This is a genomic window from Spirochaeta dissipatitropha (assembly GCF_054657935.1).
On record NZ_BAAHXT010000001.1, the window covers coordinates 267,569 to 281,032 of the forward strand.

Consider the following 13,464-nt stretch of genomic DNA (forward strand, 5'->3'; position numbering starts at 1 on the left):
TAAATATGCTATGACTTGAACAGGAAATCAAACGATATAATATGGTTATTCCCTGTTGAAGATAAAAAACCGGGCTTCACTGTATCAGTGAATGTTTTTTTTTTGAAAGAAAACGCTTGATGCTTGGTGATTTTGTTAGTATCTTTCCGCAGGAAATATCCGATTTTATAATCCAAGACACCATATAAAGGTAAGGAGAGAGACTTATGGCGAAACAGCTAAAGTTTGACGAAGAAGCGCGCAGAGCGCTGCTAAGGGGAGTTGATAAACTCGCAAGTGCAGTAAAAGTAACGCTTGGCCCGCGCGGACGAAATGTCCTTCTGGACAAAAAGTTCGGTGCCCCGACTGTAACCAAGGACGGTGTTTCGGTTGCCAAGGAAATCGAACTCGAAGATGCATTCGAGAATATGGGCGCTCAGCTGGTGAAGGAAGTTGCCAGCCGAACCAATGATGTTGCTGGTGACGGTACAACCACTGCTACAGTACTCGCGCACAGCATTGTCATTGAAGGGCTCAAGCGGGTTGCCGCTGGAGTTAACCCCATGTCGCTCAAGCGAGGAATCGACGTAGCAGTAATTGATGCTGTTGCAGAGATCAAGAAGCTCAAGAAAGACATCAAGGACAAGGAAGAGATCGCACAGGTTGCTGCAATCTCTGCAAACAATGACAAGGAAATCGGCCAGGAAATAGCCGGTGCCATGGAGAAGGTAGGCAAGGACGGGGTTATTACCGTTGAAGAGTCCAAGACTATCGAGACCACAACTGATTTTGTTGAAGGTATGCAGTTTGACCGGGGATATCTGTCTCCATATTTTGCTACCAACCGTGACAACATGACCACGACCTTCGACGATCCCTACATCCTGATCTACGACAAGAAGATTTCCAACATGAAGGAACTGCTTCCGGTTCTGGAAAAGGTTGCACAGGCTAATAAAGCCCTTTTGATCATTGCTGAAGATGTTGATGGTGAAGCCCTTGCTACCCTGGTAGTGAATACCATCCGCGGAACCCTGCAGGCTGTAGCCGTCAAGGCTCCTGGTTTCGGCGATCGCCGTAAGGCCATGCTTGAGGATATTGCAATCCTTACAGGCGGACAGGTTATCAGTGAAGAACTGGGCCTCAAGCTTGAAAATGCCGACATGAACATGCTCGGACGTTCCAAGCGGGTCAAGGTTGACAAGGAAAGTACTACCATTATCAATGGTGATGGAAAAGCTTCCGACATCAAGGATCGAATTGCTCAGATCAAGGCACAGATTGATGGAACTGATTCAGATTACGATCGTGAGAAACTTCAGGAACGTCTTGCCAAGCTGGCAGGCGGTGTAGCAGTAATCAATGTAGGTGCTGCGACCGAGACAGAACTGAAAGAGAAAAAGCACAGAGTTGAGGACGCATTGTCAGCAACACGTGCCGCGATTGAAGAAGGTATCATTCCCGGTGGTGGATTGAGCCTGATTCAGGTTGCCGCAGTGCTCGGGCAGAAAGACATTTCACACCTCGATGAGGAAGAAAAAGTTGGCTATGCAATCGTACGGCGTGCACTCGAAGAGCCTATCCGTCAGATTGCTCATAACGCAGGACTGGACGGAGCGGTTGTTGCCGAGCGTGCAAGAAACGAGAAGAAGGGAATCGGTTTCGATGCCTACACTCTCGAGTGGGTTGATCTTGTGAAGGCCGGAATCATCGATCCTGCCAAGGTAACCCGATCTGCTCTCGAAAATGCTGCTTCTATTGCTGGTCTTTTTCTCACAACCCAGTGTGCTATCACCGATCTTCCTGAAAAGGATGATGCAGGTGCAGGTGCTGCCGGAATGGGCGGCATGGGTGGAATGGGTGGCATGGGCGGAATGGGCGGCATGATGTAATCAAGCCGCGTGTGAACCCTTCATATTTCTGTTCACCGCAAGGAGCCCCCGCATGTCGGGGGCTTTTTTAATCCTGTAACACTGTGTAGAATGATATAATGAAACACGAGATGAAAAGGGAAGACTTTATTTTCACGATTGGATATTCAGGAATGTCCGCCATGGTGGACAAGGGCGGTAAAAAGCGCTTCGGCAGACTTTCTGCAGACGAACTCCTTGAGAAAGGTCTGTACCGGAGTGCGTTTGCTTCGGTAATTTATGATAATGACAAGGATAAAATCGAGCAGTTCGTTGGTACCTTCCGCTCCAGAACTACTATTGATGTACAGTCAGTAGATCAGCTGAAGCGCTTGTTCGGGGTATATCGTGTTCCTGAAGGCATTAAAAAAGTGGTATTAGTATAGTCTGGACTGTATAAACAGGACTGGCTGGCATAAATCAATCCTTGACTGCACTTTTCATAGTGTGGTACTTTGACTGAATCTAACGAGAAGGAAGATGAATCATGGGACAAAGTATATTTAGTCTCCCGCTATTGCAGGCAGCTGCACCAGCAGCAGGCGCTCAGGGCGGGCAGTTGATGATGACCGTGGTGACATTTGGTCTTGTATTCCTGATTTTCTATTTTTTGATTCTGCGTCCGCAGAACAAACGGCAGAAAGAGCAGGCCAATATGCAGGAATCCCTTAAAAAGGGTGACCGTGTTGTTACTATCGGTGGAATTCGAGGCGTTATAGCGTCCGTAAAAGAAGACAGCGTCGTACTAAAGGTCGACGAGAATGCCAAAATGGAGTTCAACCGATCGGCTATCTCCAGCGTACTGAGTTCCAAAGGGAATTCCGATAACGCTTAATACCAGTTTGGAGCTGAAGAAAAATGAATAAGAGATTCCGCTTTCTATTGATCCTGGTATTTGTGATTATTGCCGGGTTCTTTCTGTATCCAACTATTGACTGGTACTTTTTTGTGCCTGAGGATATGAAAGAGCTGGCTGCTGGATCACGGGTACAGGTCAGAAATTATGCACAGTTGGAGGCCCGTAATGAGGTCGAACGGCTGACTGCAGCTGCCCAGGCGGGGAGTACAGAGGATTTCAGCAATGAATTCCCTCATGCTGTACGTGCTGCCAGGGCAAACTATCGGGCTATGGGTATGGACCGGCCTTCAGAATGGACTGCGACAGCATTGCTGTCGGCCTTCCGTGGACAGGATGATCTGTATGAAATCCTCGAGGACTATCATCGCAGAACAATTCTTGATCTGAAAGCACGTAAAAACCGTATTATCGAACTGGGTCTTGACCTGTCCGGCGGGGTAAGCGTAACGCTTGAAGCTGACCGCGACAGCCTTGCCACCCGTCTTGGTCGGCAGCCCACAAGCGAAGAAGTCAGCGATGCAATTGATCTTGCGGTGGAAATACTTACCAACCGTATCGATCAGTTCGGTGTAACCGAGCCTCAGATCAGGCGGCAGGATGATAATCGCATTGCAATCGATATTCCGGGTGATGATGATCCGGACCGGGTAAACGCATTCCTGATGGGCCGGGGAAGTCTGAACTTCCATATTGTTGATAATGAGGCGACAGACCGGCTCATGGATCTTCAGCGTCGGAATCCCGGCTGGAATCCTGATCTGGACGGTGTTCCTGATTTTATTGCTGCCGGAACCAGAATTGTCGAGTATGTTACCCGCGATGCCTACGGTGTAGACCGCACGGAGCGCTGGATCGTAATCAAGGAAGATATCCAGGAGTTCGGTCTCGATGGATCACACATCGTCGAGGCGCAGGTCAGCCGCAGTCAGATAACCAATCAGCCGACCGTCAACTTCGTTCTTGATTCAGAAGGCGGGCGTATTTTTGCCGATCTGACCCGTGAGAATGTCAACGAATCCATGGCAGTTGTTATGGATAATCGAGCACGCTCCCACGCAGTTATCCGTGAGGAAATTCCTACAGGTAACGTGCAGATCTCTGGCGGCTTTACCGTTGAAGAAGCCAACGACCTTGCAACTGTACTTCGTACCGCTGCACTTCCGGTTGACCTGGTGGTTATGAATCAGACCAGCGTCGGTGCCAGTCTCGGGGCCGAGGCGATCCGGATGGGGCTTATGTCTATTGCGGTGGGATTCTCGCTCGTTGTTATTTTTATGATACTTTACTACCGCAGGGCTGGTCTGGTAGCGGTGCTTGCGCTGCTTCTGAATCTGTTTTTCCTTATGGCACTGCTTTCAGCGTTCAACCTTACGCTTACGCTGACAAGTATTGCAGGTATAATCTTGACCGTTGGTATGGCAGTAGATGCCAATGTAATTATCTATGAGCGTATTCGCGAAGAATACCGTCTCGGAAAGTCTGCCGCCGCTTCTATTGAGGCTGGTTATCAGAAAGCTTTCTGGACGGTTATGGACGCTAACATCACCACATTCATTGCAGCAGTTTTCCTCAGTCAGCTTGGTACCGGGCCGATTCAGGGTTTCGCGATTACTCTGGCAGTTGGTATTGTATGTTCCATGTTTACTGCTCTGTATGTGTCGCGTCTCATTTTTGATGTGGGGACGGATGTGTTCAAGCGCAAAAAGCTCAGAATTGGATGGGGTGTATAATGAAGCGTGTAATTCCATTTTCTAAATACCGCTATCTTGCGCTGGTTGTTTCTCTGCTTGTAATTATTGCAGGCATTGGCATGACAGTTATGAATGACGGCTTCAACCTGGGTATCGATTTCCAGGCGGGGCTGAGAATGCAGGTACGTCTTGATGGTCAGAATCTGACAGCAGATGACGTCAGCAATACTATTTTATCTCTGACGGATATTCCAGCTGTTATGGTCGGGGATCCTGCCGAGCAGACCTTTATGCTTCGCGCGCAGGATGACGGCAGCACTACGTTCAGTGTTGATATGAGCAGCAGTCTTCTGGAGACGCTTGAAGCGGCCTACGGATCTGTCGAACAGCTTGAGGTTGCTTATGTAGGCCCGAGATTCAGTACCGACCTTGCCGGAAACGCTTTCTGGCTGGTTGTCGGAGCACTGGGACTCATTCTTTCCTATATCTGGTTCCGATTCCGTCTGACCTATGCTGCTTCCGCCATTGTAACCCTGGCGCATGACGTAATTGTAATGCTCGGTTTTATCGGGGCATTCCAGCTTGAGGTTACAACCGCCACGATAGCGGCAGTACTGACTATTATCGGGTACTCTCTGAACGATACCATTGTTATCTTCGACCGTATTCGTGAGAACGAAGGTCTTCTCCGGGAGACCTCGTACCAGCAGGTGATTGATACATCAATATCACAGTCACTGACTCGTACTCTTATTACATCGATTACCACATTGCTGGCAGTCGGTTCGATCTTCGTGTTCGCAACCGGTGAGATTCAGCTCTTTGCTCTGAATCTGATGGTTGGTATCGTAGTCGGTACCTACTCTTCGATCTTTGTCGCAAGTCCTGTGCTGCTGGCTTTCGCCAAACGGAAAAAGGCAAAGAGCAGGAAATCAGCGAAAGCTGCTGTGTCCGGTATGAACTCAAGTGGTTCCAGCAATACTGGAGCGGCCGAATCAAAGGGCTCGGACAACGAGGTCAGTTTCAGCGAAAAGAAAGCGATTATTGATCAGATGGCCCAGAAGCGTGCCGCCAAGGCAGGCAAAAAAGGCAAGAAGAAGTAATTCCATTCTTGTAAACTATCGTATAAACCCTCTGCATAAACGCAGGGGGTTTTTTTTGGCTTGACTTGCTTCAATAAATAGCCATAGTGTAGATTAATGAAAAAATTCGGCACATTCAGCGGGGTATTCGTCCCCAGTTTTGAAGCGATTCTTGGCGCTGTGTTGTTTCTCATTCTACCTCTCCTGGTTGGGCAGGTAGGTATGGTGAACATGCTTATAATTGTTCTTCTGGCAAATACAGCGACCCTGGCAACGGCGTTCTCTATTTCTGATTCGGCGACGAATCTGTCAGATATAGGTCCGGGAGGCATGTATGCAATATCCAAACAATCGCTGGGACGCGCTTTTGGCGGATCTATCGGCATACAGATCTATGTTGCCCAGGCTGTTTCAATCGGCTTCTACTGCATTGGTTTTGCAGAGCCTATTGAACCCTTGCTGCGCCAGCTTCCTTTTGTAATTGAAATCAGTGAGACCTTTGGCCTTACGATTCTGCAGCGTAAACAGATTATTGCCAGTCTTTTTGCACTTATATCCTTTGCGGTTGCGATTGCCGGGGCCGATTTTGTTTCAAGGCTTCAGATGGTGATTCTTGTTGTCCTCGTAGTTTCAATTGCAGCGATTATGATCGCTCCGCTGCTCAATCCTCAACTGGACGGAGCAGCAATATTCACTATAGAGCCGAATCTCTATGGCGCAGGTGCCAGAATAGGATTTGCAGCGGCTTTTGCAATTTTCTTTCCCGCGGTAACCGGAATTGATGCAGGGGTTGGCATGAGCGGCAGTCTTAAAACCCCGCAGCGCAGCCTTGTTGTGGGAACCTTTGCAGCAATAGCCGTCACCACTCTGGTTTATGGCCTGGTTACGGTGATTTTCGGCTTTGTAAATCCGCAGCTGCTGCTGCCGCAAAATGGAGTTGCAGTATCCACACTCGATTTGTTTGCCCAGACTCCTGTGCTGCCTCTTATATTGATTACCGGCATACTTCTTGCAACCAGTTCCAGCGCTCTGTCCTATTTTCTTACCGCGCCCCGTACCATGCAGGCCCTGGTTCAGGATAATGTTCTTCCTCGTTTTCTTGGCTTCCTCGGTAGAGATTTTACAGCCAGGGGCAGTGAGCCCCGATTAGCCACGGTACTCACCTTTCTGATTACCATAGGTATTGTCTGGTCGGGCGATATCGCCTTTGTTTCTCTCATAGTTGGTATCTGTTTTCTTATAGTATACGGTTGGGTCAATTTTTCTGCTTTCCTGGAAAGAGCGAGCGGCAATCCAAGTTTTCGTCCCAGTTCAAAGGGACACTGGATTATTTCTCTCTATGGATTTGTTCTCTGTCTGGCTATAGTTGCTATGTTCAATCTTTTTGTAGGTATAGCGGTTGCGGCAGTCCAGATCGGTATTTTCATGCTCCTGCTGAAATACAAGACCCAGAATCGCCTGGAGGGTGTCTGGTGGGGTGCATTGTTTGCCTTTCTGCATCTGCTTCAGGGAAAAATGACAACCATTATTCAGGGAACCAAGAACTGGAGACCGATTGTCGGAGCTTTCGCATTCAATGACGTTCCGTCCCAGATCGAAGGTATCAATCGAATGTCCATGCGGCTGATTGAATCAAAGGGTATTGTCTCTCAGCATCGATTGGTGGCCAGTAAGGAAATGGATGCCGAGCTGGCAGTACAGACAGAAGACGGCGCCGGGATTCTGTATTACTGGAAAGAGGAAATCAATCCACTCCTTATGGGAATGATTCAGGCCGCTCCGCCGGCTGGCTTTGGTACCAATACTGTCCTGCTACCGGTTGATTCCCGCTTTGATGCTGCAGCGATAATCGAGCAAAGCCTGCGGTTGAGCAAACATGTTCTGCTCTACAAGCCGGATGGACGCGATGTGGATGCGCGGGCCGGGGGTAAGAACCGGATAGATGTCTGGTGGAAGGGTGCCGAGAACGGTAACCTCATGGCATTGCTTGCCCATGTAATCAATTTCAGCGAACAGAAGAATAAACTGGAAAAATCAGAACTCAGATTTCTCCGGAAGTTGTGGGGTGAAGAGAATAGAGCAGATGCACAGCATGAAATGGAAGAATTGCTACGTACAGCCAGGCTTCATGGAGAGATTCTGATAATTGATGCCGATGACAAGCCTATTCACGATACTGTTAGCCGAACAAGCGAAGATGCCTCCCTTGTTTTTCTTGGTCTCCCCGGTGAACCAGCTGGAAACCTGGCCAGAATGTTTAACCTGGATCAATTTCTGTTTCAGAAAAATTTCGAGCCCTACAAAAAAATGCCGGAAATGCTGTTTGTGAAGGCGGCGCATATCCTGGATCTTGAAGAATAGGAGATACATGTGAAAAAAACATCGAGAGCTCTCATGCTTGGTCTGGCTCTATTTTGCCTGACCGTAACAGCTCATGCTGCAGCAGAATGGGCTGACACCGCTGCCGGGTTCCAGGGCTGGAGTCAGATTGAAACCAGGTATACCAGGATTATTTTCGAAGATCAGGATGTTGAAGCCGCGCTGGAGCTTGTGTCCTTCGCAGATAGAATCTTTGACGAGGTCACGGCGTTACTTGGCTATCGACCGACCGAGTTGGTGCCGGTAATTATTACGGACAGGACAGCCTTTGCCAACGGATTCTATTCTGCCTTTCCACATAGAATCAGTCTTTATGTTACCAGCCCTTCAGAGCGCTTTCTGGGGAGCCGGGATGAGAGCTGGCTTGAAATACTCTACCTGCATGAACTGGTGCACTATGTCCATATGACAGCCCCATATGGACTTCCTGGCTTCCTTTCACATATCTTCGGGCCTGATCTCAAGGCAGGAAACTTTCCATTTATGCCAACCTGGTGGATTGAAGGAATAGCGGTGTATGCCGAAACCGCAATGACTGCCGGGGGTAGAGGTGATTCAGCTGTCTTCCGCCAGCGCTACCGTGCCTTCATTCTTGAAGAAGAAATGTGGCACCGTTATCAGATGCGCTACTGGTCCCCCTTTGAACCTGCAGACCGTCCATATATGGGTGGTTATCTGTTTGTTGACTATCTCATGCGACGTTTTGGCCAAAATGTATTTGCAGATATTAATCGAAGCTTCGTGCGATGGCCCTTTTTCGGTATCGGCTTTGCAATCTGGCGCGGTACCGGTGAATCCTTCGGCAGTCTCTATGAGGACATGATTGCAGATCTGGAACTGGAGTTTGCAGAATTTGATATGAGTCAGGAGCGTGGGCAGTCCCTCATACCTGCTGCACGCAGCAATATTCATCTCCCTCAGCCTGCCAGCGGCGGCTGGCTGGGCTATGAGCAGGGACTTTACACCGGCAGTACACTGACCCGGTATTCTTCTGATTTTGAGGTCCAGGAGCGCTATACCATAGGCAGACTGAGCGATGCTGCCTCTCTTTCGGTTCATCCAGATGGTGAGTACGCTGTCTTCTCGACAATCAATGGTGACCCTCTGCATCCCGGTGGTACGGCGCATGCAGCCCAGAGCTATTCTGATTTATATCGTATCGATTTGCACAGCGCGGTTATCACTCAGCTGACCAGTCAGCAGCATCTTCTGCAGCCCTCTGTCTCCTCGGATGGACGGATAGTGGCTCTGTCAGCTCGTGGTCCGTATTATGTGCTGGTTGAGGTGGATACGCAAAATGCTGCCGTACGGGAAATCTACCGTACCGATAATGGTAGCCTGTATGAGCCGCAGATAGACAGCAGGGGAGAATTCGTTACTGCAGTCGAAATTGTTCGAGGTCACAGTTCATTAGTACGGATCCCACTGGACGGAGGAGAACCGGATCGTCTCCTGCCTTTCAGCAAGGCAGCGATCTACAGGCCGAGAAACATGGCTGATGGTTCGATTCTCTTCAGCTCGGATCTGAACGACAGTCTTGTTCTGTACCGATATTTCGAAGGCACAGTTACTGCCTTGCTGGATGATCCAGTAGGGGTGTTCGGGGCACAGGAAGCAGGGGATGGGCTGGTATATTCCGTATTCCGGCATAAAGGCTATACCCTGCGTGGTCTGCAGCTCGAGGAGCTTGACTCCCGCATTGTTGACTGGCCTGAAGATGAAGCGCCAGCATCCGCAATGGCTATAGTGCAGGAGAGTGATGTCCGGATTAAAAACTATCGTGATATGCCCTTATTTGGAATGTGGGCTCCAAATATAGCGCTCAAAGATAGTGGTCGGCCGGATGGAATTCCGCATGTGCTACCGGGGATCTATGTTTCCATGGCAAGCCCGTTGGGGAGGAATCACGTTTCTCTTTCCCTGCTTTATAATTTCGCAGAAAATCAGCCGGATTTCGATATTCAGTATCTGCAGCAGCGTTCATGGGGACATACAGGTTACCGTGCAGGCAGCTCATATTATCCGGATGGAGCCTTCCGTGATTCATTTGTGAGCATAAATACCTCCCGCATACTCGGCTACCGGCAGTTTCCTGGCTGGAGTTCTGATCTTTCTGCCCGCGGCGGGCTTGCCGGGGTCATGCGTGTATCTACTGGACCGGATCATTATTATCTCGTCCAGCCAAATATCGGGATTGGCTACCGACGATCCAGGCATGCAGCCTCAGCGGCAATGTATGGCTCGGATGCGTATTCCGCCAGTCTTGATCTTGCGGTTCCTGTAGAGTTTTTTCGGGATACGTTTGCTTACGATTTACGGCCCAGGGCTGGTCTGTCGTTGCGCAGGAGCTTGCCCTGGTTCCTTCATGTCCTCCAGGCTGATGCAGATCTTGCTGCGAGTCTGTCTGGTGACATGCGGGCTGCGCTCCTGCCGCGCGGAGGAGCAACCTGGTATCTGGATACCGATCTTCAGGCCAAGCTCAGGACTACTCTGCTGTACAGAATGCCGCTTCTGGTATTCGATCAATGGGTGCCCTGGGGCGGTGTAACCGGCCTGGGCAGCTCTGTCTATCTTCAGACAGCCTGGTATGCAGGTCTTACAGATGACGGCCCGTCTTTTAGCTGGGAGCAGGCAATGTATGCCGGTACAGAAATGAATCTGAACTGGCAGCTGCTCTCCGGACAGCTGCGGCCGGTCTTCGGCGCGAACTTCAGAATAAGACCCGGCGAGAAATTCGATCCGGGCCTCAGTGGTGATATCAAGCTTTACTTTGATATTGCTTTTTAATGATTTTATCCGGCCCTGCGCATGTACGAAAGCAGGGCCGGGATATGGTGATTATTTCTGGGTAAGTGAGAAGACTCCGTCCCAGTTTTCCGGGGGCGGTGTTTCCATATATTTTATGCAGCGGGCCAGGTAGACCTGGGAAGGGCCGTCTTCAGGTCGGAGCTGAATAGCCTCGTTAAAGGCGTCTTTGGCTTTAGTGAAGTCTGCTGCTTCGAAGAGCTGCAGGCCTTCGGTAAACACCTTCAGCATATTCTGGAATTTGTCATCACACTGATTCTGTTCTTCCAGAACCTCATACAGACGTACTGGTTCACGGACACCCACGACGCGTACCCTGTCCAGCAATCGGAAGAGCAGGGGATTTTCGGCCGGCATATCAGACTTGGCCTTATTTACCGTGTTCTCCGATGCCAGAATCCAGCTGCCGTATTGTTTGTTGACACCCTCAAGGCGGGCAGCCAGATTTACATGGTGCCCCATAATCGTATAGTCCATCTTCCGTTCGGTGCCCATATTGCCGACTACCATGTCTCCACTATTAATGCCTATGCGGGTCAACAGGGGTGAAGGTGCGGATCCTTCTTCGGCAAAAACCCTGTTTAGTTCGGCTTCAGCGCGTTTCATTCGAACCCCGGCCAGACATGCACGGTAGGCATTGTCAGGGATGAGCAGAGGTGCTCCATAAAAGGCAATGATCGCATCGCCCTCGTATTTATCGATAGTCCCGCCAAGTTCCAGGACAAGATCGCTCATGGTGCTGAGGTAGCGGTTGAGCAGCTTGACCAGATCCTGCGGATCCAGAACTTCCGAAATAGTCGAGAATCCCTTTACATCGGTAAAGATTGCGGTCAGTTCACGTTTCTCACCACCGAGATTCAGCTTGGAGGGATCGTTGAGGATTTCCGCTATGACATCCTCGGAGAGGTAACGGGAAAAGGCTCCGCTGATATAGCGCTTTTCACTTTCTGTAAAGTAGAACTTCAGTAGCGAGATTCCGATAAGGGCCAGGGTAATGCTGAATACAGGTACTGCAGGCCGCAGAAAGGCACCCCACACAGTGAACAGCAGCCAGATAAAGAATACTGTGGCCAGAAGCACTATAAGTCCGGTAATCATGGTCCTGCGAGCCGAAGAATTACGCACCAGCAGGCCGGTAATCATGGTCAGTACAAATCCTAATATAATGCTTATCCAGTAGGGCAGTTCAATCAGGAAGTCCTGCTGCAGTATGGTGTTGGCCACTGCAGCATGGGTGCCGACGTTCATATACCTCTCGTCGAAGGGGTTCTGACCAATATCAGTGGTACTCACTCCGGTCCAGCCGATAATGGCAATGACGCCGTCCAGTTCATCAAATAACCGGCTGCGTCGTTCTGCCAGATCATAAGCTATATGCTGGATGGTATCGAATAAATCTGAATTTTCCTGCCGTATCTCGGAATACTCGGTTCGCAGATGTTCGGCGAGATCTTCTCTGGCTAGAATTCTGTCAACATCGGCGTGGAATTCAGCCAACGTATCATCATGAAGAAAATCGATGACAGCATCATACCACAGAGATCTTTGTTCGATGTATATCTTGTAAAGCTCACGGTCTTCATACTCGAACATTTCATAGCGGATATCCTGAAGATCGTAATACCATGGCAAGAGATCTCTGCCTCCCGGGTGGTATCTGAGCATGCCCGCCTGGGCGAAATCTTCAAGTCCCTTGACAAGCTCTGCCTCAAATTCATCCAGCTCGAAGATGCGCGAGTAGCTCAGCTGTCTGAAAGTGTTGTCAAATCGATCCGGTGGCCAGGTGATCAGCATGGTACCGTCATCGGTTCGCGGTATGCGAATGTCTCTGCTGCTCCCGTCCGGAAAGACTGCGTCTTCAAGCAGTACTTCGCGGTCCCGGAAGTACACATTCGGCTGACCCAGGAAATCAAGCAGCGGTCTCAGGGCAAGCTGACCGAAATAGCCCTGGTTATCGGTCTGAATAAGTCTGATTCGTCGCCGGACCCCGTCTGTATCAATGGGGACATCGGGGAAGCCGGCACCGGCAGACCTTGAGCCTATGGGAAGAATTACCGGCTGTATGTTTTCTGCAAAATTGATTTTCTCTGTTTCAACCGAGAGCCTGGGAACGTTGAAGTTCTCTCTGGCAAAGGCGATGGCTTCATCGCTGCTGAGAGAACTCTCGGAGTCTATCATGGTGTTGGTGTAGTAGGCACTGCCGTAGAGCAGGGCTGCCCGCCCGTGGTACAGGTCGTTATCGCGGGCAATCGCGCGGGCGGCATCAAGAAGCTGTTCACGGTGGTCTTCGTTTCTGGTGACGAGCTGAGCAATGAAGGTTTCGGCTTCTTCAAGCGGAATCATGCCTCTTTCCAGGGCTCTGAACAAATCACTGATATTCTGGTTGATTTCTCCGAAGGCACCGAACAGGGTGCGTGGATAATCCTCGTTCAGAACCGTAGGCGCGACTCCCATCGGGCTCGGGTCGACGTATTCTATATCGAATATAGCCATTCGTGCCCCGAACTCGCCCAGATGAATCAGTCCGTCTGCCAGAACTGATCTGCTCCAGGGCCAGGTGCCTACCCGGGCTATCGAGTCATCATCGACATTCAGAAGCAGTATTTCGGGCGCTTCCTGAACGGGCCGTCTCATACCCAGCAGGGTATCGTAAAACATGTAATCTATATTCCTGAACCTCGGTGTCAGTATGAGCAATGAGAGGGCCAAAGGAATCATCAGACAAAGAATAAGCAAAATTATGCGTTGTTTAGTCATTT

8 protein-coding genes are annotated in these 13,464 nt (G+C 49.8%); 7 read left to right on the top strand and 1 reads right to left on the bottom strand.

What is annotated here, in order from left to right:
* Nucleotides 1-206: 206 nt before the first annotated feature.
* From groL to ACYQ2L_RS01150, 7 genes are all read left to right on the top strand, one after another.
* Nucleotides 207-1,871, top strand: coding sequence for a chaperonin GroEL (gene groL / locus ACYQ2L_RS01120; RefSeq protein WP_460050151.1), 1,665 nt, complete (start codon nt 207-209; stop codon nt 1,869-1,871).
* Nucleotides 1,872-1,969: 98 nt separating this feature from the next.
* Nucleotides 1,970-2,275: a hypothetical protein gene (locus tag ACYQ2L_RS01125; protein ID WP_460050153.1), complete on the top strand. Its 306-nt coding sequence runs from the start codon at nt 1,970-1,972 to the stop codon at nt 2,273-2,275.
* Nucleotides 2,276-2,376: 101 nt separating this feature from the next.
* A complete protein-coding gene (yajC, locus tag ACYQ2L_RS01130; RefSeq protein WP_460050155.1) occupies nt 2,377-2,724 on the top strand; it encodes a preprotein translocase subunit YajC in 348 nt (115 codons plus the stop codon).
* A gap of 23 nt (nt 2,725-2,747) precedes the next feature.
* Nucleotides 2,748-4,478, top strand: coding sequence for a protein translocase subunit SecD (gene secD / locus ACYQ2L_RS01135; RefSeq protein ID WP_460050157.1), 1,731 nt, complete (start codon nt 2,748-2,750; stop codon nt 4,476-4,478).
* A complete protein-coding gene (gene secF, locus ACYQ2L_RS01140; RefSeq protein ID WP_460050159.1) occupies nt 4,478-5,542 on the top strand; it encodes a protein translocase subunit SecF in 1,065 nt (354 codons plus the stop codon). Before secD ends, secF begins: the two co-directional genes overlap by 1 nt.
* Nucleotides 5,543-5,638: 96 nt before the next feature.
* Nucleotides 5,639-7,882: an amino acid permease gene (locus tag ACYQ2L_RS01145; RefSeq protein ID WP_460050161.1), complete on the top strand. Its 2,244-nt coding sequence runs from the start codon at nt 5,639-5,641 to the stop codon at nt 7,880-7,882.
* A gap of 9 nt (nt 7,883-7,891) precedes the next feature.
* Nucleotides 7,892-10,687 (top strand): hypothetical protein, encoded by a 2,796-nt coding sequence (locus tag ACYQ2L_RS01150; RefSeq protein ID WP_460050163.1) that lies wholly within the window; start codon nt 7,892-7,894, stop codon nt 10,685-10,687.
* 51 nt (nt 10,688-10,738) lie between these two features.
* Here the strand turns inward: ACYQ2L_RS01150 and ACYQ2L_RS01155 are convergent, their stop codons facing one another.
* Nucleotides 10,739-13,423, bottom strand: a complete 2,685-nt coding sequence (locus ACYQ2L_RS01155) for a CHASE2 domain-containing protein (protein WP_460050165.1) — start codon at nt 13,421-13,423, stop codon at nt 10,739-10,741.
* Nucleotides 13,424-13,464 lie beyond the last annotated feature (41 nt).